Genomic DNA, 23,332 nt, shown 5'->3' on the forward strand with positions numbered 1-23,332 from the left:
CCCCTTGCTGGATGTTAATAATTTTGAGTTTATGAAGATTGGTCTTGCTTCACCGGATAAGATCCGTTCATGGTCCTTCGGAGAAGTTAAAAAACCAGAAACGATTAACTATCGTACATTAAAGCCTGAAAAAGACGGCTTATTCTGCGAACGTATTTTTGGTCCAACAAAGGATTGGGAATGTCATTGTGGAAAGTATAAGCGTGTCCGTTATAAAGGTGTCGTTTGTGATCGCTGTGGTGTGGAAGTCACACGAGCAAAGGTTCGTCGTGAACGTATGGGGCATATTGAGCTTGCTGCGCCAGTTTCACATATATGGTACTTTAAAGGAATCCCAAGCCGGATGGGTCTTGTATTAGATATGTCTCCAAGAGCTTTGGAGGAGATTATTTACTTTGCTTCCTATGTTGTAACGGAATCAGGAGATACAGCTCTTGATAAGAAGCAGCTATTATCTGAAAAAGAATATCGTGCATATCGTGAAAAGTACGGAAACAAATTCCAAGCTGCCATGGGTGCAGAAGCAATTAAAAAACTTCTTTTCGATATCGATTTAGACAAGGAAGTAGACGGATTAAAAGAGGAATTAAAAAGCGCACAAGGTCAGCGTCGTACACGTGCGATCAAACGCCTTGAAGTGTTAGAAGCATTCCGCGGTTCTGGAAATGAGCCATCTTGGATGATTCTTGATGTTCTACCTGTTATCCCTCCAGAACTTCGTCCAATGGTCCAATTGGATGGCGGTAGATTTGCAACATCTGATTTAAATGATTTATATCGCCGTGTTATTAACCGTAATAACCGTTTAAAACGTTTATTAGATTTAGGTGCACCAAGCATTATTGTTCAGAATGAAAAACGTATGCTTCAAGAAGCTGTTGATGCCTTGATTGATAACGGCCGCCGTGGACGTCCTGTTACAGGACCGGGTAACCGTCCGTTGAAATCACTTTCTCATATGTTAAAAGGTAAACAAGGCCGTTTCCGTCAAAACTTGCTTGGTAAGCGTGTTGACTATTCAGGGCGTTCGGTTATCGTTGTAGGGCCAAACTTGAAAATGTTCCAATGTGGACTTCCAAAAGAAATGGCACTAGAACTATTCAAACCTTTCGTTATGAAGGAATTAGTTGAAAAAGGGTTAGCTCATAACATTAAATCTGCAAAACGTAAAATAGAAAGAGTATCTCCAGATGTTTGGGATGTGCTCGAAGACGTCATTAAAGAGCATCCAGTATTATTAAACCGTGCCCCTACACTTCATAGACTTGGGATTCAAGCCTTTGAACCAACTCTAGTTGAAGGCCGGGCCATCCGTCTGCATCCGCTTGTATGTACTGCATACAATGCCGATTTTGATGGTGACCAAATGGCGGTTCACGTACCGTTATCATCAGAAGCCCAAGCAGAAGCAAGACTATTAATGCTTGCAGCACAAAATATCTTGAACCCTAAAGATGGTAAGCCAGTTGTTACTCCTTCCCAAGACATGGTTTTAGGAAACTATTACTTGACTCTAGAAAGAGAAGGCGCAGTCGGCGAGGGTATGGTTTTTAAAGATACAAGTGAAGCGATTCTCGCATATCAAAATGGCTACGTTCATTTGCATACACGTGTAGGAGTGCATGCAGGTTCATTAGGAAATGAAACTTTCACAGAAGAACAAAACAATAAGCTATTAATTACTACAGTTGGTAAGCTTATTTTCAATGAAATTCTGCCGAAATCCTTCCCATACATTAATGAACCGACTAGACAGAATCTAGAAGTTGAAACACCTGTAAAATATTTCGTTGAAAAAGGCGAAGATATTAAGGCGAAAATTCAGTCGATGCCATTGATTGATCCGTTTAAGAAGAAAATCCTTGGAAATATCATTGCTGAAGTGTTCAAGCGTTTCAAGATTACAGAAACGTCTAAAATGCTTGACCGCATGAAGGATTTAGGATTTAGACATTCAACTAAAGCAGGTCTTACTGTTGGTGTTGCTGACATTGTCGTACTTCCTGAGAAGCAGGAAATTCTTCATGAGGCACAGGGTAAAGTAGATAGCGTTATGAAGCAATTCAGACGTGGTCTCATTACCGAAGATGAGCGTTATGACCGCGTAATTGCCATCTGGAGTGCTGCAAAAGATACCATTCAAGGTAAACTAATGCAATCATTGAATAAATCGAATCCAATCTTTATGATGAGTGATTCCGGAGCCCGTGGTAACGCATCGAACTTTACGCAGCTTGCTGGTATGCGTGGTCTGATGGCTAACCCGGCTGGACGGATCATTGAGTTACCAATTAAATCAAGTTTCCGTGAAGGGTTAACGGTATTAGAGTACTTTATCTCGACACACGGTGCCCGTAAAGGTCTTGCTGATACAGCACTTAAGACGGCGGACTCTGGTTACTTAACACGTCGACTTGTTGACGTTGCTCAGGATGTTATTGTTCGTGAAGACGATTGTAGCACAGACCGCGGCTTCACAATAAGCGCCCTTAAAGATGGCACAGAAATCATTGAAGGCTTAGACGAACGTTTAATTGGCCGATATGCACGTAAGGCGATTAAACATCCTGAAACAGGAGAAGTCTTCGTTCCTGAAAATGGTTTAATTACAGAAGATTTAGCTGAAGCAATTGTGAATGCTGGCATTGAAACTGTAAAAATCCGTTCTGCATTTACATGTAATACCCGTCATGGTGTTTGTAAAAAATGTTATGGCCGCAACCTGGCAACAGGTCAAGAGGTTGAAGTTGGGGAAGCAGTTGGTATTATTGCTGCCCAATCTATCGGTGAACCAGGTACACAGTTAACAATGCGTACATTCCATACAGGCGGGGTGGCCGGTGACGATATTACACAAGGTTTACCACGTATCCAGGAAATTTTTGAAGCGCGTAACCCTAAAGGGCAAGCGGTTATTTCTGAAATTGATGGGGTTGTCGTTGGTATTAACGAAGGCCGTGACCGCCAGCATGAAATTGTTATTCAGGGTGAAGTTGAATCCAGAACATACAATGCACCATATACTGCCCGCTTAAAAGTGGCTGTAAATGATAATGTGGCTCGTGGGGAAGAATTAACGGAAGGTTCTATTGATCCGAAAGAATTAATTAGAGTTAAAGACGTTACATCTGTCCAAGAGTACTTATTACGAGAAGTTCAAAAGGTTTATCGTATGCAAGGGGTAGAAATTGGCGATAAGCACGTAGAAGTAATGGTTCGTCAAATGTTGCGTAAAGTACGTGTTGGTGATGCGGGTGAAACAGATGTACTACCGGGTACACTTCTGGATATTCACCAGTTTACTGATGCGAACGAAAAGGCTTTGTTATCAGGAAAAATGCCTGCAACAGGACGTCCAGTCTTACTTGGTATTACAAAAGCGTCGCTTGAAACTGATTCATTCCTTTCTGCTGCATCCTTCCAAGAAACCACAAGGGTTCTTACAGATGCTGCCATTAAAGGCAAACGCGATGAATTACTTGGCTTAAAAGAAAATGTTATCATTGGTAAGCTTGTACCAGCTGGAACAGGAATGCAGCGTTACCGCAAAGCAGAGCCTGTCCTTCGCGATACAACCTCTGAAGAAACAGTTACAATTGATTAATAAAAGTAAGGGATCTGCTAACTAGCAGATTCCTTATTTTAAGAAAATATTAAAAGTCGTGTTGACATCTAATTGTTAAGATGGTACTATATCAAAGGTGCTCCTATTCACCTGATACTTTGGAGGATATGAACGATGTCTTATGAAAAAGTATTACAGGCACAAAAGTTCGTTATAGGAACAAAACAAACAGTAAAGGCACTTAAAGAAGGTAATGTGAAAGAGTTAATTATCGCTAACGACGCTGATCCAAAGTTAACGTCAAAAGTGGTTGATGAAGCTCTTGAAATAAATGTTCCTATCCTTTATGTGGATTCGATGAGAAAACTCGGAAAAGCATGTGGGATTGAAGTTGGTGCTTCAACTGTTGCAATTATCAGCTAAAAGCGTTTTTGTAGATAGAAAGTCTGCAAAAACTTTGTTTTTGCAAAAAAATGAACCACCTGGATGTGTGGGCTTACAAATAATGAAGGGAGGAAACATAAATGCCTACTATTAACCAATTAGTGCGTAAACCTCGTCAATCAAAAGAGGAAAAGTCAAAATCACCAGCACTTAACAAAGGTTATAACAGCTTCAAAAAATCACAAACTAATGTATCTTCACCACAAAAACGCGGTGTATGTACTCGTGTTGGTACAATGACTCCAAAGAAACCAAACTCAGCGTTACGTAAATATGCTCGTGTACGTTTGACAAATGGTATCGAGGTGACAGCATACATTCCTGGTATTGGACACAATCTACAAGAGCACAGCGTTGTTCTTATTCGTGGAGGACGTGTAAAAGACTTACCAGGGGTACGTTATCATATCGTACGTGGAGCGCTTGATACTGCTGGTGTAAACAACCGTATGCAAGGTCGTTCTAAATACGGTACGAAGAGACCAAAAGCAGCTAAAAAATAATTACAACTTAAATAGAAGCTTCGTTGAAAGGAGGAAAAAATATGCCACGTAAAGGTCCTGTAGCAAAGAGAGACGTGTTACCAGATCCACTTTACAATTCAAAATTAGTTACTCGTTTAATCAACAAAATGATGGTTGACGGTAAAAGAGGGAAATCTCAAGAAATTCTTTACTCTGCATTCAATACAATCCGTGAGCGTTCTGGTAAAGAACCAATGGAAGTATTTGAAGCAGCTATGAAAAATATCATGCCTGTACTAGAAGTTAGAGCTCGCCGTGTAGGTGGAGCGAACTACCAAGTACCAGTTGAGGTGCGTCCTGACCGCCGTACAACTCTTGGTCTTCGTTGGTTAGTGAACTATTCACGTAACCGTGGAGAGAAAACAATGGAAGAGCGTTTAGCTAATGAAATCATGGATGCAGCAAATAACACAGGTGCATCTGTTAAAAAGCGTGAAGATACACACAAAATGGCTGAAGCAAACAAAGCGTTTGCTCACTATCGTTGGTAATCTAACCTTCAATATAAAAACTTTCAAACTAGGAAGGAGAAAGACCCAATGGCAAGAGAGTTCTCCTTAGCAAATACTCGTAATATCGGTATCATGGCTCACATTGATGCCGGTAAAACGACTACCACTGAGCGTGTTCTTTATTACACTGGCCGTATCCATAAGATCGGTGAAACACATGAAGGTGCGTCTCAGATGGACTGGATGGAACAAGAACAAGAACGCGGAATCACAATTACTTCCGCAGCAACAACTGCACAATGGCATGGCCATCGTGTAAACATCATTGATACACCAGGACACGTAGACTTCACAGTTGAAGTTGAACGTTCATTACGTGTACTTGATGGTGCAGTAGCTGTACTTGATGCTCAATCTGGTGTTGAGCCTCAAACTGAAACTGTATGGCGCCAAGCAACAACTTACGGTGTACCGCGTGTTGTATTCGTAAACAAGATGGACAAAATTGGAGCTGACTTCTTATATTCTGTAGGAACAATCCATGACCGTCTTCAAGCGAATGCACATCCAATTCAGTTACCAATCGGTGCTGAAGATCAGTTTGAAGCAATCATTGACCTAGTGGAAATGAATGCAGTATTTTACGGGAATGACTTAGGAACTGACATTGAAGTTCGTGAGATTCCAGAAGAATACATGGCTCAAGCTGAAGAATACCGTGAGAAGTTAGTTGAAGCAGTTGCTGAGTTAGATGAAGAATTAATGGAAAAATACCTTGGTGGAGAAGAAATCTCTAAAGAAGAGCTTAAAGCAGCAATTCGTAAAGGTACTGTTAATGTAGAATTTTATCCAGTAATCTGTGGATCAGCATTCAAAAACAAAGGTGTTCAGTTAATGCTTGATGCAGTTATTGACTACCTTCCATCTCCATTAGATGTACCTGCAATCAAAGGTCACGCTATTGATGATGAGAATGAAGTTATTGAGCGTCATTCAAGTGATGAAGAGCCGTTTGCTGCTCTTGCATTTAAAGTTATGACTGACCCTTATGTTGGTAAATTAACGTTCTTCCGCGTTTACTCTGGTACTCTAGAGTCTGGATCATATGTCCAAAACTCAACAAAAGGCAAGCGTGAACGTATCGGACGTATCCTGCAAATGCATGCGAACAGCCGTCAAGAAATCTCAAAGGTTTATGCTGGTGACATTGCTGCTGCTGTAGGTTTGAAAGATACAACTACTGGTGATACTTTATGTGACGAGAAAAACCTTGTTATCTTAGAGTCTATGCAATTCCCTGAACCAGTAATTCAACTTTCTGTTGAACCAAAATCAAAAGCAGATCAAGACAAGATGACAACTGCACTACAAAAGCTTCAAGAAGAAGATCCAACTTTCCGTGCACACACTGACCAGGAAACTGGACAGGTTATCATTGCTGGTATGGGTGAACTTCACCTTGATATCATCGTTGACCGTATGCGTCGTGAATTTAAAGTTGAAGCTAATGTAGGTGCGCCTCAGGTTGCGTACCGCGAAACTTTCCGTGCATCTGCACAAGTTGAAGGTAAATTCGCACGTCAATCTGGTGGTCGTGGACAATACGGACACGTTTGGATCGAATTCTCTCCTAACGAAGAAGGTAAAGGATTCGAATTCGAAAACGGTATTGTCGGTGGTGTTGTTCCTCGTGAATACATCGCTCCAGTTCAAGCTGGTCTTGAAGATGCATTACAACGCGGTGTTCTTGCTGGATATCCACTAGTTGATATTAAAGCAAGACTATTTGATGGTTCATACCATGATGTTGACTCCTCTGAAATGGCGTTTAAAATTGCCGCATCTATGGCACTTAAAAATGCTGCTTCTAAGTGTAGTCCTGTTATCCTTGAACCAATGATGAGAGTAGAAGTAGTTATCCCAGAAGAATATCTTGGTGATATCATGGGACAAATCACTGCTCGCCGTGGACGTGTTGAAGGTATGGAAGCACGTGGTAATGCACAAGTAGTACGTTCAATGGTTCCACTTTCAGAAATGTTTGGTTACGCGACTGCACTTCGTTCTAGTACACAAGGACGTGGAGTATTCTCCATGCACTTCGACCACTATGAGGAAGTACCAAAATCAGTTTCTGAAGAAATCATCAAAAAAAATAAAGGTGAATAATTGATTTTCATTCTTTGTTAAAGTATAACTACTATGTAAGAAGTGGAAGTCGTGGGTTCGGGACAACCTTACTCACGGCTTACATAAAATAATATTAATTAAATTTTTATAATTTAGAGGAGGATTTCCTAATGGGTAAAGCTAAATTCGACCGTTCTAAGCCACACGTTAACATTGGTACAATCGGACACGTTGACCATGGTAAAACAACTTTAACTGCAGCAATCACTTCTGTACTTGCTAAATCTGGTAAAGCAGAAGCACGTGCATACGATCAAATCGATGGTGCACCAGAAGAAAAAGAACGTGGTATCACAATCTCTACTGCACACGTTGAGTATGAAACAGATAACCGTCACTACGCACACGTAGACTGCCCAGGACACGCTGACTATGTTAAAAACATGATCACTGGTGCTGCGCAAATGGACGGCGGTATCCTTGTAGTATCTGCTACTGATGGCCCAATGCCACAAACTCGTGAGCACATCCTTCTTTCTCGTCAGGTAGGCGTACCTTACCTTGTTGTATTCATGAACAAGTGTGATATGGTTGACGACGAAGAGCTTCTTGAATTAGTAGAAATGGAAATTCGTGATCTATTATCTGAATACGATTTCCCTGGCGATGACACTCCAGTTATCAAAGGTTCTGCTCTAAAAGCATTAGAAGGCGAAGCTGAATGGGAAGAAAAAATCTTCGAACTTATGAGCGCTGTTGATGAGTTCATCCCAACTCCAACTCGTGACACTGATAAGCCATTCATGATGCCAGTTGAGGATGTATTCTCAATCACTGGTCGTGGAACAGTTGCTACAGGACGTGTTGAGCGTGGTGTAGTTAAAGTTGGTGACGTAGTTGAAATCGTTGGTTTCACTGAAGAGCCAAAATCTACTACTGTAACAGGAGTAGAAATGTTCCGTAAACTTCTTGACTTCGCTGAAGCAGGAGACAACATTGGTGCGCTTCTTCGTGGTGTAGCTCGTGAAGATATCGAACGTGGTCAAGTATTGGCTAAACCAAAGTCAATCACTCCACACACAAAGTTCAAAGCACAAGTTTACGTATTATCAAAAGAAGAGGGTGGACGTCACACTCCATTCTTCTCTAACTACCGTCCGCAATTCTATTTCCGTACTTCTGACATCACTGGTATCTGTATGTTACCAGAAGGTACTGAAATGGTTATGCCTGGTGACCACATCGAAATGACAGTTGAACTTATCGCTCCAATCGCGATCGAAGAAGGAACTAAGTTCTCTATTCGTGAAGGTGGACGTACAGTAGGTTCAGGTTCAATCACTACAATCACTGAGTAATTTGAAACTACAGCTCCTTTGGTGCTGAGTCGAAAATGATCAAAGATATGAAAGCAGATGGATGACGATCCATCTGCTTTTTTGTAGCTCAATAATTGAAATTGGAATATATAATATCCGAGTTTCTTCTATTAAATATAGAACTTTAATTTACGAACTTTCAGAAAAATAGATAGAGTTAATTACAATTGTATAAATGGGTTTTGGTCAAAGCTTTGCAGCGTTTCTAATTAGGATATTTCTGGAGATTAATAATAACTGTTGAAAAAGTGAATATCAGCCGCTATAATAGGAAAAGTGTTCGAAACAGAAACATAAAAAAAACTTCACAATTGGTGTTGCTTTTGCTTTATGTTTTATGTATAATAGACAATGTTGGTCTTTGACTGCGATGATGTGAAAGGTTGCTGACACACCCGGCCGCTTTGCCATGGCGAGTGTGTGAGGGAAATTTTCACTGAGAATGTCTATTTAGAAAATAGGCGAATAAAGGAGGGAAAATAATGGCAAAACAAAAAATTCGTATCCGTTTAAAAGCGTATGATCACAGAATCCTAGATCAATCTGCAGAAAAAATCGTTGAAACAGCAAAACGTTCAGGTGCATCAGTTTCGGGTCCAATTCCGTTACCAACTGAAAAGACTGTTTACACAATCCTTCGTGCGGTTCATAAGTACAAAGATTCTCGTGAGCAATTCGAACAACGGACACATAAGCGTCTAATCGACATCGTTAACCCAACTCCACAAACTGTTGATGCGTTAATGCGTTTAGACTTACCATCTGGTGTTGATATTGAAATTAAACTTTAATCAAAATAAATCACAAATATATTAGGAGGTGTGACTTAAATGACCAAAGGAATCTTAGGAAGAAAGATTGGTATGACTCAAGTATTTGCTAGCAATGGTAACTTAATTCCTGTAACTGTAGTTGAGGTAGCTCCAAACGTAGTACTTCAAAAGAAATCAGTTGAAAGCGACGGTTATGTTGCAGTTCAAGTTGGTTTTGAAGACAAACGTGAAAAGTTAGCTAACAAACCAGAAAAAGGGCATGTTGCTAAAGCTAATACTGCTCCTAAGCGCTTCGTTCGCGAATTCCGCGGAGATGACTTAGCAAGCTATGAAGTTGGTCAAGAAGTCAAAGTTGATATTTTCGCTGCTGGAGATATCGTAGATGTAACAGGAATCTCAAAGGGTAAAGGTTTCCAAGGTGTAATTAAACGCCACGGACAATCACGCGGACCAATGGCTCACGGATCTCGTTATCACCGTCGCCCAGGTTCAATGGGACCTGTTGCTCCAAACCGCGTTTTCAAAGGTAAATTATTACCAGGACGTATGGGTGGAGAACAAATCACTGTACAAAACCTTGAAATCGTTAAGGTTGATACAGAGCGTAACTTACTTTTAATCAAAGGTAACGTTCCAGGCGCTAAAAAAGCATTATTAAAAATCAAAGGTGCAATTAAAGCATAGTCACCCTTTTAGAAAGGAGGAACAAAGAATGCCTAAAGTAGCATTATTAAACCAAGCTGGATCTCAAGTTGGAGATATCGAACTTAATGATTCTGTATTTGGTATTGAGCCAAACCAACACGTATTATTTGAAGCAATTGTTATGCAAAGAGCTTCATTACGTCAAGGAACTCATAAAACTAAAATTCGTTCTGAAGTACGCGGCGGTGGTCGTAAACCATGGCGTCAAAAAGGAACTGGACGTGCTCGTCAAGGGTCTATCCGTTCTCCACAATGGCGCGGAGGTGGTACTGTATTCGGTCCAACACCACGCAGCTACGCTTACAAATTACCGAAAAAGGTTCGTCGTTTAGCAATCAAATCTGCACTTTCTTCTAAAGTATTAGAAGAGAACATCTTAGTGTTAGATTTATTAACTTTCGATGCTCCGAAAACAAAAGAATTCAAGACTGTTCTAAATGGTCTTTCTGTAGAGAAAAAGGCGTTAATCGTTACAGCAGATCTTGACGAAAACGTAGCATTATCTGCACGCAACATTCCTGGCGTTACAGTAGTAACTGCTGATGGAATTAACGTATTAGATGTTGTTAATCATGAGAAATTAATCATGACTAAAGCAGCGGTTGAAAAAGTAGAGGAGGTGCTTGCATAATGGATTCACGCGATATCATTAAGCGCCCCGTTATCACTGAACGTTCTACTGACCTAATGGCTGAGAAAAAATATACTTTTGAAGTAGATGTTAGAGCTAACAAGACACAAGTTAAAGATGCTATCGAAGAAATCTTTAGCGTAGATGTTGAAAAAGTAAACATCATGAACTACAAAGGTAAATTCAAGCGTATGGGAAAATTCGGTGGTTACACAAATAAACGTCGTAAAGCAATTGTAAAATTAACTGCTGATAGCAAAGAAATCGAATTCTTTGAAGCATAAGAACCTATCAAGAAGAGGAGGGAAATAAAATGGCGATTAAAAAGTACAAACCTACCTCCAATGGTCGTCGCGGAATGACTACTTCTGATTTCGCAGAAATCACAACTAGTACTCCAGAAAAATCTCTTTTAGCTCCAGTTAAGAGAAAAGGCGGCCGTAATAACCAAGGTAAGTTAACTGTTCGTCATCAAGGTGGCGGTCATAAACGTCAATATCGTATAATTGACTTTAAACGTAACAAAGATGGCATTCCAGGACGCGTTGCTACAATTGAGTATGATCCAAACCGTTCTGCAAATATCGCATTAATCAATTACGTGGATGGAGAAAAGCGTTATATCTTAGCTCCTAAAAATCTAGTAGTTGGCATGGAAGTAATGTCTGGTCCAGAGGCAGATATTAAAGTGGGTAACGCACTTCCATTAGCAAACATTCCTGTTGGTACTGTAGTACACAACATCGAATTAAAACCAGGAAAAGGCGGCCAGTTAGTTCGTTCTGCTGGAACAAGCGCACAAGTACTAGGTAAAGAAGGTAAATACGTATTAGTACGTTTAAATTCTGGTGAAGTTCGTATGATTCTTGCTGAATGCCGCGCTACAGTTGGTCAAGTAGGTAATGAACAACACGAATTAATCAACATTGGTAAAGCAGGTCGTTCTCGTTGGTTAGGTAAACGTCCAACAGTTCGTGGATCTGTAATGAACCCTAACGATCACCCACACGGTGGTGGTGAAGGACGTTCACCAATCGGACGTAAATCACCAATGTCTCCATGGGGTAAACCAACTCTTGGATACAAAACTCGTAAGAAGAAAAACAAATCAGATAAATTTATCGTACGTCGTCGTAAAAAATAACGTGATATTCCTACGGTTCAAAGAAAGAACCGTAGAACAGTCACGAAGGGAGGTTCCTTCATGGGTCGCAGCTTAAAAAAAGGACCATTTGTTGATGATCATTTAATGGTTAAGGTAGAAAAGTTGAACGAGACTGATAGCAAACAAGTTATTAAAACTTGGTCACGCCGTTCTACAATCTTCCCACAATTTATTGGCCACACTATCGCAGTATATGATGGTCGCAAACATGTGCCTGTATATGTTACAGAAGACATGGTAGGACACAAGCTTGGAGAGTTCGCTCCAACTCGTGCTTACAAGGGCCATGGTAATGATGACAAGAAAACAAGACGTTAAGAGAGGAGGGCATCCAAATGCAAGCTAAAGCTGTTGCAAGAACAGTTCGTATTGCTCCTCGTAAAGCACGTTTAGTCGTTGATTTAATCCGAGGTAAGCAAGTTGGTGAAGCTGTGGCGATTTTAAATCTCACTCCTAAGGCTGCTTCTCCAATCGTAGAAAAAGTATTAAAATCAGCTATGGCAAACGCTGAGCACAACTATGAAATGGACGTTAATAATCTAGTTGTTGCACAAGCATTTGTTGACGAAGGACCAACTTTAAAACGTTTCCGTCCTCGCGCTATGGGCCGTGCAAGCCAAATCAACAAACGCACTAGCCACATCACAATCGTTCTATCAGAAAAGAAGGAGGGATAATCTGTGGGTCAAAAAGTAAATCCAGTCGGTTTGCGTATCGGAATCATCAAAGATTGGGAATCTAAGTGGTACGCAGGTAAAGACTTCGCTACTCTTTTACACGAAGACCTTAAAATTCGTGAGTACATCACGAAGCGTTTGAAGGATGCTTCTGTTTCTAAAGTTGAAATCGAACGTGCGGCAAACCGTGTGAATGTAACAGTTCATACTGCTAAGCCTGGTATGGTTATTGGTAAAGGCGGTACTGAAGTTGAAGCACTTCGTAAAGCATTAAATCAATTAACTGGCAAACGAGTTCACATCAACATCCTTGAAATCAAGAGAGCTGACGTTGATGCGAAATTAGTTGCTGAAAATATTGCTCGTCAATTAGAAAACCGTGTATCTTTCCGTCGTGCACAAAAGCAAGCAATTCAACGTGCTATGCGCGCTGGTTCAAAAGGTATCAAAACACAAGTATCTGGTCGTCTTGGCGGTGCAGATATCGCTCGTGCTGAACATTACAGCGAAGGAACTGTTCCACTTCATACACTTCGCGCTGATATCGACTATGCTACTGCTGAAGCCGATACTACTTATGGTAAGCTTGGCGTAAAAGTATGGATCTATAAGGGAGAAGTCCTTCCTACTAAGAAGAAATCTGTGGAAGGAGGCAAATAATATGTTATTGCCAAAACGCGTAAAATATCGCCGTCAACATCGTGGTAACATGCGTGGTAACGCAAAAGGCGGTACAGAAGTGACATTCGGTGAATTCGGCCTGCAAGCTTTAGAAGCTTCATGGATTACGAACCGTCAAATCGAAGCAGCACGTATTGCGATGACACGTTACATGAAACGTGGCGGTAAAGTTTGGATTAAAATTTTCCCTCACAAGCCTTACACTGCTAAACCTTTAGAAGTACGGATGGGTTCCGGTAAAGGGGCACCTGAAGGCTGGGTAGCTGTTGTTAAGCCTGGAAAAATCATGTTCGAAATCGCTGGCGTTTCTGAAGAAATCGCTCGTGAAGCACTTCGACTTGCAATGCACAAACTTCCTGTTAAGTGTAAGTTTGTAAAACGAGAAGAAATTGGTGGTGAATCAAATGAAAGCTAATGAACTTCGTGACCTTACCACTGCTGAAATTGAACAAAAAGTAAAATCATTAAAAGAAGAACTTTTCAACCTTCGCTTTCAATTGGCGACAGGACAACTTGAAAACACTGCTCGCATACGTGAAGTACGTAAAGCGATCGCTCGTATGAAAACAGTTGTTCGTGAAAGAGAAATCAACGTTAACAAGTGATTATTGAAGGGAGGTTCACACAATGAGTGAACGTAACCAACGTAAAGTTTACACAGGACGCGTTGTTTCTGACAAGATGGATAAAACCGTAACAGTTCTTGTTGAAACTCAAAAAAAGCATCCTTTATATGGTAAACGCGTTAAGTACTCTAAAAAGTATAAAGCTCATGATGAGCAAAACGAAGCAAAAATCGGCGATATAGTTCGTATTATGGAAACTCGTCCGCTTTCAGCTACTAAGCGTTTCCGTTTAGTTGAAGTTGTAGAAAAAGCAGTTATTATTTAATTGTTCGGATTAAGCTTCATTCCGAAGGGAGGTTACACACATGATTCAACAAGAATCACGTTTAAAAGTTGCTGACAACTCTGGTGCACGTGAGGTACTAACGATTAAAGTTCTTGGTGGTTCAGGTCGCAAATTTGCTGGTATTGGTGATGTTATCGTTTGTACAGTAAAACAAGCAACACCAGGTGGCGTTGTTAAAAAAGGTGACGTTGTTAAAGCAGTTATCGTTCGTACAAAGAGCGGTGCTCGTCGTCCAGACGGTTCATACATTCGTTTTGATGAAAACGCATGTGTAATTATCAAAGATGATAAGAGCCCACGTGGAACTCGTATTTTCGGACCTGTTGCCCGTGAACTTCGCGACAACAACTTTATGAAGATTGTTTCTCTTGCTCCAGAAGTATTATAATTTTAAAATTAATTGCCTTTAAGGAGGTGCTTACTGATGCATGTAAAAAAAGGTGATAACGTCAGAGTTATTTCTGGCAAGGATAAAGGCAAAACAGGTGTGATCCTAGCTGCTTATCCTAAAGACAGCCGTGTACTAGTTGAAGGTGTAAACATTGTGAAAAAACACTCTAAACCTTCTCAAGTGAATCCACAAGGCGGAATTATCAGCTTTGAGGCTCCTATCCATGTATCAAACGTTATGCCTATCGATCCTAAAACTGGTAACCCAACTCGTGTAGGTTCCACAACGGTTGATGGCAAGAAAGTACGCGTAGCAAAATCCGGTGAAGTTTTAGATAAATAGTTTAAAATTTAGAAGGGAGGTACAATAAGTGAACCGCCTAAAAGAAAAATTTGTAAAAGAAGTTACTCCTGCTCTTATGAGCAAGTTCAACTATAAATCAGTTATGGAAGTTCCTAAACTTGAGAAAATCGTTGTGAATATGGGCGTTGGTGACGCAGTTGCAAACGCAAAGGCACTCGATAATGCAGTAGAAGAACTTTCAACTATCACAGGTCAAAAACCTGTCGTTACACGTGCGAAAAAATCTATCGCTGGCTTCCGTCTTCGTGAAGGTATGCCAATCGGTGCTAAGGTTACTCTTCGCGGTGAACGCATGTACGAATTCTTGGATAAATTAGTTTCCGTTTCCTTACCTCGTGTACGTGACTTCCGTGGTATTTCTAAAAAAGCATTCGACGGTCGTGGTAACTACACTCTAGGTGTTAAAGAACAATTAATCTTCCCTGAAATTGATTACGATAAAGTAAGCAAAGTTCGTGGTATGGATATCGTTATCGTAACAACTGCAAAAACTGATGAAGAATCTCGTGAACTTTTAACTCAATTTGGAATGCCATTCCAAAAGTAATCCTTAAATAAGGGAGGCGAAAACGTGGCTAAAAAGTCAATGATTGCGAAACAACAACGCACGCCTAAATTCAAAGTACAAGAGTATACACGCTGCGAACGTTGTGGTCGTCCACACTCTGTATATCGTAAATTTAAGCTTTGCCGTATTTGTTTCCGTGAATTAGCATACAAAGGACAAATTCCTGGTGTCAAAAAAGCTAGCTGGTAAAACCCAAGTCTGGGAAGGAGGTAAAAATAATGGTCATGACAGATCCAATTGCTGATTTGCTTACTCGCATTCGTAATGCGAACATGGTGCGTCACGAAAAGTTAGAAGTGCCTGCTTCTAATATGAAAAAAGAAATTGCTGAAATTTTAAAGCGCGAAGGTTTCGTACGTGACGTCGAATTTATTGAAGACAACAAACAAGGTATCATCCGTATCTTCTTAAAATACGGTGCTGGTAACGAACGTGTTATTACTGGTCTTAAGCGCATAAGCAAGCCTGGACTTAGAGTTTACGCAAAATCAACTGAGGTACCACGCGTTCTTAACGGTCTTGGTATCGCATTAGTATCAACATCACAAGGTGTTATTACAGATAAAGAAGCTCGTGCAAAACAAATCGGCGGAGAAATTTTAGCTTACGTTTGGTAATTGAGCTTTTGAATGAATGGAGGTGCACTAAATGTCTCGCGTAGGAAAAAAACCAATTGTTATTCCAGCAGGAGTAACAGTAACTTTAAATAACAACACTGTTACAGTTAAAGGACCTAAAGGTGAACTTACTCGTACTTTCCACTCAGATATCACTATCAGTGTGGAAGAGAATCTTGTAACAATCACACGTCCTTCTGATGTGAAAGAACACCGCGCATTACATGGTACCACTCGTGCCGTTCTTGCGAACATGGTTGAAGGTGTATCTACTGGGTTCTCTAGAGGCCTAGAGTTAATCGGGGTTGGATATCGTGCTCAAAAGCAAGGTAACAAACTTGTATTAAACGTTGGATACTCTCATCCAGTTGAGATCGAAGCTGAAGAGGGACTTGAAATCGAAGTTCCTGCAAACACAAAAATCGTTATCAAAGGTACTGACAAAGAACGTGTTGGTGCATTAGCAGCGAATATTCGCGGAGTTCGTCCTCCAGAGCCGTATAAAGGCAAAGGAATTCGTTACGAAGGTGAATTTGTTCGTCGTAAAGAGGGTAAAACCGGTAAGTAATGCCGCATAGGTAAACGAAAGGAGTGACGTAAATGATTACGAAGCAAGATAAAAACGCTACTCGCAAGAAAAGACATGCTCGTGTTCGTGCGAAACTTAGCGGTACTTCTGCTCGTCCACGTCTAAATGTGTTTCGTTCTAACAAACATATTTATGCTCAAGTAATTGATGACATTAACGGAGTAACTTTAGCAAGTGCTTCTACTTTAGATAAAGACTTTGGTTTAGAATCTACAAACAACGTTGAAGCTGCACAAAAGGTCGGAGAATTAGTCGCTAAACGTGCTGTAGAAAAAGGTATCACTTCTATTGTCTTTGACCGTGGCGGATACCTATACCATGGACGTATTCAAGCATTAGCTGATGCTGCCCGTGAAAACGGCTTACAATTCTAATAGACAAAGGAGGGACACAAAAAGATGCGTCGTATTGATCCAAACAAACTTGAACTAGAAGAACGCGTAGTCACGGTTAACCGTGTTGCGAAAGTTGTGAAAGGTGGACGTCGTTTCCGCTTTACAGCCCTTGTTGTTGTAGGCGATAAAAACGGCCACGTTGGTTTCGGTACTGGTAAAGCTCAAGAAGTACCTGATGCTATTCGTAAAGCCATCGAAGATGCAAAGAAAAACTTAGTCGAGGTACCAATGGTTGGAACGTCTATTCCACACCAAGTAATTGGACGCTTTGGTGCTGGCGAAATCCTTCTAAAACCTGCTTCTGAAGGTACAGGAGTTATCGCTGGTGGACCAGTTCGTGCCGTACTAGAATTAGGCGGAGTTGCTGATATTCTTTCTAAATCATTAGGAACTAACACTCCAATTAACATGGTACGTGCTACAATTGACGGTTTAAAACAATTAAAACGTGCTGAAGACGTAGCAAAACTACGTGGTAAATCAGTAGAAGAACTGTTAGGATACGGGGGGAAATAAAATGGCAAATAAACTATCAGTTACCCTCACTCGCAGTTTGATTGGCCGTCCAGGCGATCAACGTGAAACAGTTAAAGCTCTTGGATTACGTAAATTAAATCAAACAGTTGAGCACCCAGATAACGCTGCTATTCGCGGTATGATTACCAAAGTTGCTCACCTTGTTACAGTAAAAGAACAATAATTAATTGTTTTCTTTCATAAGGAGGTGCCAATATGAAACTTCATGAATTAAAACCTGCTGAAGGTTCTCGTAAAGAGCGCAAGCGTTTAGGTCGTGGTATCGGATCTGGTCAAGGTAAAACTGCTGGTAAAGGTCACAAAGGTCAAAATGCTCGTTCTGGTGGCGGTGTACGTCTAGGTTTTGAAGGTGGTCAAACACCTTTATACCGTCGTTTACCAAAACGTGGATTTACAAACATTAGCCGTAAGGAATATGCAATTGTAAATCTTGATACGTTAAATCGCTTTGTTGAAGGTACAGAAGTTACTCCAGAACTTCTTATCGAATCAGGCGTAGTAAGTAATGAAAAAGCGGGAATCAAGGTTCTTGCAAAAGGGACACTAGAGAAAAAGTTGACTGTAAAAGCTCACAAATTCTCCTCTGCTGCTAAGGAAGCTATCGAAGCTGCTGGTGGAAACACTGAGGTGATCTAATGTTCCAGACATTCTCCAATTTTATGCGCGTGGGTGAGATAAGACGTAAGATCATATTCACCCTTTTAATGTTAGTCGTATTCCGATTAGGTACATTTATCCCAGTACCCAATGTAAATGCTGATGTTCTAGCAAATCAAGATAAGCTTAGTGTTTTCGGTATATTAAATACTTTTGGCGGTGGAGCATTAAAACAATTCTCCATCTTTGCAATGGGTATCATGCCGTACATTACAGCTTCGATTATCATTCAACTCCTTCAAATGGATGTTGTACCGAAGTTTACAGAATGGTCTAAGCAAGGTGAATCAGGCCGTCGTAAGATTGCCCAATTTACTCGTTATTTTACAATCGTGCTTGGATTTATCCAGGCATTAGGAATGTCCTACGGTTTTAATAACTTAGCTAGCGGCCAGTTGATTGAAAATCCTGGAATTGGTACTTATTTATTGATTGCGGTTGTATTAACCGCTGGTACAGCATTTTTAATGTGGTTAGGGGAACAGATCACCGAAAAAGGTGTTGGTAATGGAATTTCTATTATCATCTTTGCCGGGATCGTGGCTGGAATGCCATCCACTATTAATCAAATTTATGTTCAACAATTTGAGAATGCTGGGGAAGCATTATTCTTACGTATTGTTACGGTAATTCTAATCGCACTTGCAGTTGTTGCTATCGTAGTTGGTGTTATCTTTATCCAACAGGCAAATCGTAAGATACCTATTCAATATGCAAAGCGCGTTGTTGCTGGACGTAATCCAGTTGGAGGACAATCTACTCACATGCCATTAAAAGTTAATGCTGCGGGTGTTATTCCTGTTATCTTTGCCGTTTCATTTATTGTAACGCCTAGAACAGTTGCGTCATTCTTCCCAACGAATGATGTAACTCTTTGGATTACTAAGGTCTTTGACTATTCTCATCCAATCGGGATGACTTTATATGCAGCATTAATTATCGCGTTCACTTATTTCTATGCTTTTATTCAAGTTAACCCTGAACAAGCAGCGGAGAACCTACAAAAGCAAAGCGGCTATATTCCTGGTATTCGACCAGGAAAGAGTACGCAAGAATACTTAACGCGTGTCTTATATCGTTTAACTTTTGTTGGTGCGATCTTCCTTGCTGTTATTGCGGTATTGCCGATGTTATTTATTTCAATAGCTAACCTTCCGCAATCAGCGCAAATTGGCGGAACAAGTTTGTTAATCGTTGTCGGTGTTGCACTTGATACGATGAAGCAACTTGAAGCACAACTAGTTAAACGTCATTATAAAGGATTTATTAAGTAATGGTTTTAGGGGCCATAGCTCCCTAAAACCCATTTATAGCACGAGGGGGGAACACGTGTGAATTTAGTATTAATGGGGCTACCAGGTGCCGGTAAAGGTACTCAAGCTGAAAGAATCGTCGAGCAATACGGCATCCCTCATATCTCTACTGGCGATATGTTCCGTGCAGCGATGAAAGAAGGAACAGAACTAGGTTTACAAGCGAAATCATTCATGGATAAAGGCGAACTTGTTCCTGATGAAGTAACAATCGGCATTGTTCGTGAGCGACTAAGCAAGGAAGATTGTCAAAAAGGATTCCTTTTAGATGGCTTCCCTAGAACTGTACCTCAAGCAGATGCGTTGGAAAATCTATTAGTTGATTTAAATAAAAAAATTAACTATGTAATTAATATTAATGTAGATAAAGAATTATTAATGGCGCGTTTGACTGGACGTCGTATCTGTAAAGAATGTGGATCTACGTATCATTTAGAGTTTAATCCTCCTAAACAAGAGGGTGTATGCGATCGCTGCGGCGGTGAGTTATACCAAAGAGCGGATGATAATGAAGAAACAGTTCAAAATCGTTTAGACGTAAATATTAAACAACAAGAACCATTATTAACTTTTTATGAAACTAAAGGATATCTTCGTACAATCGATGGACAGCAGGATATTAATAAGGTATTCGCTGATATCGAGCATTTACTTGGGGACTTACATTAATGACCGTAAGTAAATCCGTACGAACGGCTCTCGACCATCTCTTCATTTTGATTCAAAAATATGTGAAAGCATATCGCTTTTCTATTGTACGGAGTATGTAGGACCGAGAGTTGGGTAAGACTTACATGTGGAACTATTTTATTCCTAAATATGTAGTATTTACTTGCGGACAGAAGAAGAACAATATGTTACTATTATAAGGTTGCTATTTGTGTACGAATAAGAAGAGTTATATTGTTTTGTATTCACAATTTTTGAATTGAGAAGGGAGACGAGATCGATGGCCAAAGATGATGTAATTGAAATTGAAGGTAAAGTCATTGAAACATTGCCAAATGCAATGTTTAAGGTAGAATTAGAAAATGGTCATACCGTGCTAGCGCATGTTTCTGGTAAAATACGAATGCATTTCATTCGGATCCTTCCGGGTGACAAAGTGACTGTTGAGCTTTCTCCATATGACTTAACACGCGGAAGAATTACTTACCGCTTTAAATAATGCTTGCACTCCGTACTACTAAGGAGGTTAGGATAATAATGAAAGTAAGACCATCTGTTAAACCCATCTGCGAAAAGTGTAAAGTTATCCGTAGACGCGGCAAAGTTATGGTTATCTGTGAAAACCCTAAACATAAACAAAAACAAGGTTAATTTTGAAGGAGGTGCGCATTTTCTATGGCACGTATTGCTGGTGTAGATATTCCACGTGAAAAACGTGTAGTTATCTCTTTAACATACATTTATGGAATTGGTAAAAACACTGCACAAAAAGTATTAGCAGAAGCTGGTGTTTCTGAAGATACACGTGTACGTGATTTAACAGAAGACGAATTAAACAAAATCCGTGACATCATCGACAAGTTAAAAGTTGAAGGTGACCTTCGCCGTGAAATTTCTCTTAACATTAAGCGTTTAATGGAAATCGGCTGCTACCGCGGATTACGTCATCGTCGTGGTTTACCAGTTCGTGGACAAAATACGAAAAACAACGCTCGTACTCGCAAAGGTCCTCGTAAGACTGTAGCGAACAAGAAGAAGTAATCGGCAAAGGAGGTAATTTAAATGGCACGTAAAACAAATACACGTAAACGTCGTGTTAAAAAGAATATTGAATCTGGTATTGCTCATATTCGTTCAACTTTTAACAATACGATTGTAACTATTACTGATGTTCATGGTAATGCAATTTCATGGTCAAGTGCAGGTGCGCTTGGATTTAGAGGTTCTCGTAAATCTACACCATTTGCGGCACAAATGGCAGCTGAAACAGCAGCTAAGACTTCTATTGAACATGGTATGAAAACTCTTGAAGTTACTGTTAAAGGACCTGGTGCAGGACGTGAAGCTGCAATCCGTGCTCTTCAAGCTGCTGGTCTTGAAGTAACTGCTATCAAAGACGTTACACCTGTTCCTCATAATGGATGCCGTCCACCAAAACGTCGTCGTGTTTAATTTTTCTGTATAGATTTTGTATCATATGTCTATAATGGGATATGATATTAATTTTTTGCACTCTTACAGAAGATTTATTCCAGTTGTTGTGCACAAAACGGGAACATATACATGGGGACTTTAATTAGTATACAAGCTAATTTGAAGTTTCGACGTTTTGAAGGAGGGTTATTTGATGATCGAAATAGAAAAACCAAAAATCGAAACGATTGAGATCAACGACGATGCCAAGTACGGCAAATTTATCGTAGAGCCACTTGAGCGTGGATATGGTACCACTTTGGGTAACTCCTTACGTCGTATCCTATTATCTTCACTCCCAGGTGCCGCGGTTACATCGATTCAAATCGATGGGGTACTTCATGAGTTCTCAACAATTGAAGGCGTCGTGGAGGATGTAACATCCATCATCCTAAACATTAAAAAACTAGCTTTAAAAATCTACTCTGATGAAGAGAAGACGCTAGAATTTGATGTGCAAGGTGAGGGACCTGTTTTAGCTGGCAATATCACTCATGATAGTGATGTTGAAGTGTTAAATCCAGATCTTCATATTGCAACTTTAGCTTCAAATGGTCATCTTCGCATGCGTTTAACGGCGAAACGTGGACGTGGTTACACTCCAGCTGTTCAAAACAAAAGAGAAGACCAGCCTATTGGTGTGATTCCAATTGATTCTATCTTTACACCAGTTTCACGTGTAATGTTCCACGTAGAAAATACACGTGTTGGTCAAATGTCCAATTTTGATAAATTGACACTTGATGTGTGGACAGATGGAAGCACTGGACCAAAAGAAGCAATTGCTCTTGGTTCGAAAATTTTGACTGAGCATTTGAATATTTTCGTTGGTTTAACTGATGAAGCTCAAAATGCTGAAATTATGATCGAAAAAGAAGAAGACCAAAAGGAAAAAGTTCTTGAAATGACTATTGAGGAACTCGATCTTTCTGTTCGTTCTTATAACTGCTTAAAACGTGCTGGAATCAACACTGTTCAGGAATTAGCAAATAAGACTGAAGAAGATATGATGAAAGTTCGTAACTTAGGCCGTAAATCACTTGAAGAAGTGAAGGCAAAACTAGAAGAGCTTGGATTAGGCTTACGTAAAGACGACTAGTCTTTCGTTAGGCAATTATTCCGACTTATGACTTCAACAAAGGAGGGAACCCTTCATGGCATACAGAAAGTTAGGACGCACAAGTGCACAGCGTAAAGCTATGCTACGTGATTTAACTACAGATTTAATTATCAACGAGCGTATTGAAACAACAGAAACTCGTGCGAAAGAAATTCGTGTGACTGTTGAAAAAATGATCACTTTAGGTAAACGCGGTGATTTACATGCTCGTCGTCAAGCTGCTTCATATGTACGTAACGAAGTTGCTGATGCTGAAAACAATACAAGTGCATTACAAAAACTTTTCGCTGATATCGCTCCACGTTATACTGAGCGTCAAGGTGGATATACTCGTATTATGAAAATTGGACCACGCCGCGGTGACGGTGCACCAATGGTTATTATTGAGTTAGTTTAATAGCTATCAACAGACAACAAGGGCGCTGGACAGTTTTGTAACAAACTTGTTCTTTGCCCTTTTTCTGTAAATGAACTCTATATCATGTTAGACCCAAGCCCAAAAGAGTGTTATGATGAGCGTAACTCCAATTAGTTGGAGAACTAAAAAGTTTAATTGTCTTCTTTTTGTTGACTGTTTTAAATAAGCTTTTTTCAGCCGCATC

35 protein-coding genes are annotated in these 23,332 nt (G+C 40.2%); all 35 read left to right on the top strand.

What is annotated here, in order from left to right:
* Positions 1 to 4 precede the first annotated feature (4 nt).
* The 35 genes from rpoC to rplQ all read left to right on the top strand — a co-directional run bounded on the left by rpoC (position 5) and on the right by rplQ (position 23,127).
* A complete protein-coding gene (gene rpoC, locus M3610_RS21820; RefSeq protein WP_251462596.1) occupies positions 5 to 3,604 on the top strand; it encodes a DNA-directed RNA polymerase subunit beta' in 3,600 nt (1,199 codons plus the stop codon).
* 135 nt (positions 3,605 to 3,739) lie between these two features.
* The gene (locus M3610_RS21825; protein WP_098573696.1) at positions 3,740 to 3,988 is read left to right on the top strand and encodes a 50S ribosomal protein L7ae-like protein; all 249 of its coding nucleotides are present in this window, start codon (positions 3,740 to 3,742) and stop codon (positions 3,986 to 3,988) included.
* A 101-nt stretch (positions 3,989 to 4,089) separates the two neighbouring features.
* The gene (gene rpsL, locus M3610_RS21830) at positions 4,090 to 4,512 is read left to right on the top strand and encodes a 30S ribosomal protein S12 (protein WP_026565517.1); all 423 of its coding nucleotides are present in this window, start codon (positions 4,090 to 4,092) and stop codon (positions 4,510 to 4,512) included.
* A 41-nt stretch (positions 4,513 to 4,553) separates the two neighbouring features.
* The gene (rpsG, locus tag M3610_RS21835; protein ID WP_098573694.1) at positions 4,554 to 5,024 is read left to right on the top strand and encodes a 30S ribosomal protein S7; all 471 of its coding nucleotides are present in this window, start codon (positions 4,554 to 4,556) and stop codon (positions 5,022 to 5,024) included.
* A gap of 48 nt (positions 5,025 to 5,072) precedes the next feature.
* Positions 5,073 to 7,154 carry an elongation factor G gene (gene fusA / locus M3610_RS21840; RefSeq protein ID WP_098573691.1) on the top strand — a complete coding sequence of 694 codons (2,082 nt, stop codon included), beginning with the start codon at positions 5,073 to 5,075 and terminating at the stop codon, positions 7,152 to 7,154.
* Between the two features lie 131 nt (positions 7,155 to 7,285).
* Positions 7,286 to 8,473 (top strand): elongation factor Tu, encoded by a 1,188-nt coding sequence (gene tuf / locus M3610_RS21845; RefSeq protein WP_098573688.1) that lies wholly within the window; start codon positions 7,286 to 7,288, stop codon positions 8,471 to 8,473.
* Between the two features lie 503 nt (positions 8,474 to 8,976).
* Positions 8,977 to 9,285 carry a 30S ribosomal protein S10 gene (gene rpsJ / locus M3610_RS21850; protein WP_075689935.1) on the top strand — a complete coding sequence of 103 codons (309 nt, stop codon included), beginning with the start codon at positions 8,977 to 8,979 and terminating at the stop codon, positions 9,283 to 9,285.
* Positions 9,286 to 9,324: 39 nt separating this feature from the next.
* On the top strand, positions 9,325 to 9,951 hold the full coding sequence (gene rplC, locus M3610_RS21855) for a 50S ribosomal protein L3 (RefSeq protein ID WP_026565522.1): 627 nt from the start codon (positions 9,325 to 9,327) through the stop codon (positions 9,949 to 9,951).
* A gap of 28 nt (positions 9,952 to 9,979) precedes the next feature.
* Positions 9,980 to 10,603: a 50S ribosomal protein L4 gene (gene rplD / locus M3610_RS21860; RefSeq protein ID WP_098573682.1), complete on the top strand. Its 624-nt coding sequence runs from the start codon at positions 9,980 to 9,982 to the stop codon at positions 10,601 to 10,603.
* Positions 10,603 to 10,887 carry a 50S ribosomal protein L23 gene (rplW, locus tag M3610_RS21865; protein ID WP_098573679.1) on the top strand — a complete coding sequence of 95 codons (285 nt, stop codon included), beginning with the start codon at positions 10,603 to 10,605 and terminating at the stop codon, positions 10,885 to 10,887. The genes rplD and rplW overlap by 1 nt, the downstream gene beginning before the upstream one ends.
* A gap of 29 nt (positions 10,888 to 10,916) precedes the next feature.
* Positions 10,917 to 11,747 carry a 50S ribosomal protein L2 gene (gene rplB, locus M3610_RS21870; protein ID WP_098573676.1) on the top strand — a complete coding sequence of 277 codons (831 nt, stop codon included), beginning with the start codon at positions 10,917 to 10,919 and terminating at the stop codon, positions 11,745 to 11,747.
* A gap of 60 nt (positions 11,748 to 11,807) precedes the next feature.
* Positions 11,808 to 12,086 (top strand): 30S ribosomal protein S19, encoded by a 279-nt coding sequence (gene rpsS / locus M3610_RS21875; protein WP_098573673.1) that lies wholly within the window; start codon positions 11,808 to 11,810, stop codon positions 12,084 to 12,086.
* Between the two features lie 17 nt (positions 12,087 to 12,103).
* The gene (gene rplV, locus M3610_RS21880; protein ID WP_042453964.1) at positions 12,104 to 12,445 is read left to right on the top strand and encodes a 50S ribosomal protein L22; all 342 of its coding nucleotides are present in this window, start codon (positions 12,104 to 12,106) and stop codon (positions 12,443 to 12,445) included.
* Positions 12,446 to 12,448: 3 nt separating this feature from the next.
* Complete coding sequence (gene rpsC, locus M3610_RS21885; protein ID WP_098573671.1) at positions 12,449 to 13,105, top strand: 30S ribosomal protein S3; 657 nt, start codon at positions 12,449 to 12,451, stop codon at positions 13,103 to 13,105.
* Between the two features lies 1 nt (position 13,106).
* Positions 13,107 to 13,541, top strand: a complete 435-nt coding sequence (gene rplP / locus M3610_RS21890; RefSeq protein ID WP_026565529.1) for a 50S ribosomal protein L16 — start codon at positions 13,107 to 13,109, stop codon at positions 13,539 to 13,541.
* The gene (rpmC, locus tag M3610_RS21895) at positions 13,531 to 13,731 is read left to right on the top strand and encodes a 50S ribosomal protein L29 (RefSeq protein WP_026565530.1); all 201 of its coding nucleotides are present in this window, start codon (positions 13,531 to 13,533) and stop codon (positions 13,729 to 13,731) included. Before rplP ends, rpmC begins: the two co-directional genes overlap by 11 nt.
* Before the next feature lie 22 nt (positions 13,732 to 13,753).
* The gene (rpsQ, locus tag M3610_RS21900) at positions 13,754 to 14,017 is read left to right on the top strand and encodes a 30S ribosomal protein S17 (RefSeq protein WP_251462600.1); all 264 of its coding nucleotides are present in this window, start codon (positions 13,754 to 13,756) and stop codon (positions 14,015 to 14,017) included.
* 40 nt (positions 14,018 to 14,057) lie between these two features.
* Positions 14,058 to 14,426: a 50S ribosomal protein L14 gene (rplN, locus tag M3610_RS21905; protein WP_026565532.1), complete on the top strand. Its 369-nt coding sequence runs from the start codon at positions 14,058 to 14,060 to the stop codon at positions 14,424 to 14,426.
* A gap of 36 nt (positions 14,427 to 14,462) precedes the next feature.
* Complete coding sequence (gene rplX, locus M3610_RS21910; RefSeq protein ID WP_098573668.1) at positions 14,463 to 14,771, top strand: 50S ribosomal protein L24; 309 nt, start codon at positions 14,463 to 14,465, stop codon at positions 14,769 to 14,771.
* A gap of 28 nt (positions 14,772 to 14,799) precedes the next feature.
* Positions 14,800 to 15,339 (top strand): 50S ribosomal protein L5, encoded by a 540-nt coding sequence (gene rplE / locus M3610_RS21915; RefSeq protein ID WP_026565534.1) that lies wholly within the window; start codon positions 14,800 to 14,802, stop codon positions 15,337 to 15,339.
* A gap of 24 nt (positions 15,340 to 15,363) precedes the next feature.
* Positions 15,364 to 15,549 (top strand): 30S ribosomal protein S14, encoded by a 186-nt coding sequence (rpsN, locus tag M3610_RS21920; RefSeq protein WP_007085277.1) that lies wholly within the window; start codon positions 15,364 to 15,366, stop codon positions 15,547 to 15,549.
* A 29-nt stretch (positions 15,550 to 15,578) separates the two neighbouring features.
* On the top strand, positions 15,579 to 15,977 hold the full coding sequence (gene rpsH, locus M3610_RS21925) for a 30S ribosomal protein S8 (protein ID WP_251462603.1): 399 nt from the start codon (positions 15,579 to 15,581) through the stop codon (positions 15,975 to 15,977).
* A gap of 31 nt (positions 15,978 to 16,008) precedes the next feature.
* A complete protein-coding gene (gene rplF / locus M3610_RS21930) occupies positions 16,009 to 16,545 on the top strand; it encodes a 50S ribosomal protein L6 (protein WP_098573663.1) in 537 nt (178 codons plus the stop codon).
* A gap of 32 nt (positions 16,546 to 16,577) precedes the next feature.
* Positions 16,578 to 16,940: a 50S ribosomal protein L18 gene (gene rplR, locus M3610_RS21935; RefSeq protein WP_098573661.1), complete on the top strand. Its 363-nt coding sequence runs from the start codon at positions 16,578 to 16,580 to the stop codon at positions 16,938 to 16,940.
* 24 nt (positions 16,941 to 16,964) lie between these two features.
* Complete coding sequence (gene rpsE / locus M3610_RS21940; protein ID WP_098573658.1) at positions 16,965 to 17,477, top strand: 30S ribosomal protein S5; 513 nt, start codon at positions 16,965 to 16,967, stop codon at positions 17,475 to 17,477.
* A 1-nt stretch (position 17,478) separates the two neighbouring features.
* On the top strand, positions 17,479 to 17,661 hold the full coding sequence (rpmD, locus tag M3610_RS21945) for a 50S ribosomal protein L30 (RefSeq protein WP_026565539.1): 183 nt from the start codon (positions 17,479 to 17,481) through the stop codon (positions 17,659 to 17,661).
* Positions 17,662 to 17,693: 32 nt separating this feature from the next.
* Positions 17,694 to 18,134: a 50S ribosomal protein L15 gene (gene rplO / locus M3610_RS21950; RefSeq protein WP_098573656.1), complete on the top strand. Its 441-nt coding sequence runs from the start codon at positions 17,694 to 17,696 to the stop codon at positions 18,132 to 18,134.
* Positions 18,134 to 19,429 carry a preprotein translocase subunit SecY gene (gene secY / locus M3610_RS21955; RefSeq protein ID WP_098573654.1) on the top strand — a complete coding sequence of 432 codons (1,296 nt, stop codon included), beginning with the start codon at positions 18,134 to 18,136 and terminating at the stop codon, positions 19,427 to 19,429. The genes rplO and secY overlap by 1 nt, the downstream gene beginning before the upstream one ends.
* Before the next feature lie 57 nt (positions 19,430 to 19,486).
* Positions 19,487 to 20,137, top strand: coding sequence for an adenylate kinase (locus M3610_RS21960; protein ID WP_098573651.1), 651 nt, complete (start codon positions 19,487 to 19,489; stop codon positions 20,135 to 20,137).
* A gap of 280 nt (positions 20,138 to 20,417) precedes the next feature.
* Complete coding sequence (gene infA, locus M3610_RS21965; RefSeq protein ID WP_007085268.1) at positions 20,418 to 20,636, top strand: translation initiation factor IF-1; 219 nt, start codon at positions 20,418 to 20,420, stop codon at positions 20,634 to 20,636.
* 38 nt (positions 20,637 to 20,674) lie between these two features.
* The gene (gene rpmJ, locus M3610_RS21970; protein ID WP_000868344.1) at positions 20,675 to 20,788 is read left to right on the top strand and encodes a 50S ribosomal protein L36; all 114 of its coding nucleotides are present in this window, start codon (positions 20,675 to 20,677) and stop codon (positions 20,786 to 20,788) included.
* Positions 20,789 to 20,812: 24 nt separating this feature from the next.
* On the top strand, positions 20,813 to 21,178 hold the full coding sequence (rpsM, locus tag M3610_RS21975; protein ID WP_026565543.1) for a 30S ribosomal protein S13: 366 nt from the start codon (positions 20,813 to 20,815) through the stop codon (positions 21,176 to 21,178).
* Between the two features lie 21 nt (positions 21,179 to 21,199).
* Entirely contained in the window at positions 21,200 to 21,589 is a 390-nt protein-coding gene (rpsK, locus tag M3610_RS21980) for a 30S ribosomal protein S11 (protein WP_024027886.1), read from the top strand.
* Between the two features lie 175 nt (positions 21,590 to 21,764).
* Positions 21,765 to 22,709 carry a DNA-directed RNA polymerase subunit alpha gene (locus tag M3610_RS21985; protein WP_098573648.1) on the top strand — a complete coding sequence of 315 codons (945 nt, stop codon included), beginning with the start codon at positions 21,765 to 21,767 and terminating at the stop codon, positions 22,707 to 22,709.
* Between the two features lie 55 nt (positions 22,710 to 22,764).
* On the top strand, positions 22,765 to 23,127 hold the full coding sequence (rplQ, locus tag M3610_RS21990; protein WP_098573645.1) for a 50S ribosomal protein L17: 363 nt from the start codon (positions 22,765 to 22,767) through the stop codon (positions 23,125 to 23,127).
* Positions 23,128 to 23,332: the final 205 nt, after the last annotated feature.

The organism is Neobacillus sp. MER 74, from assembly GCF_023714155.1.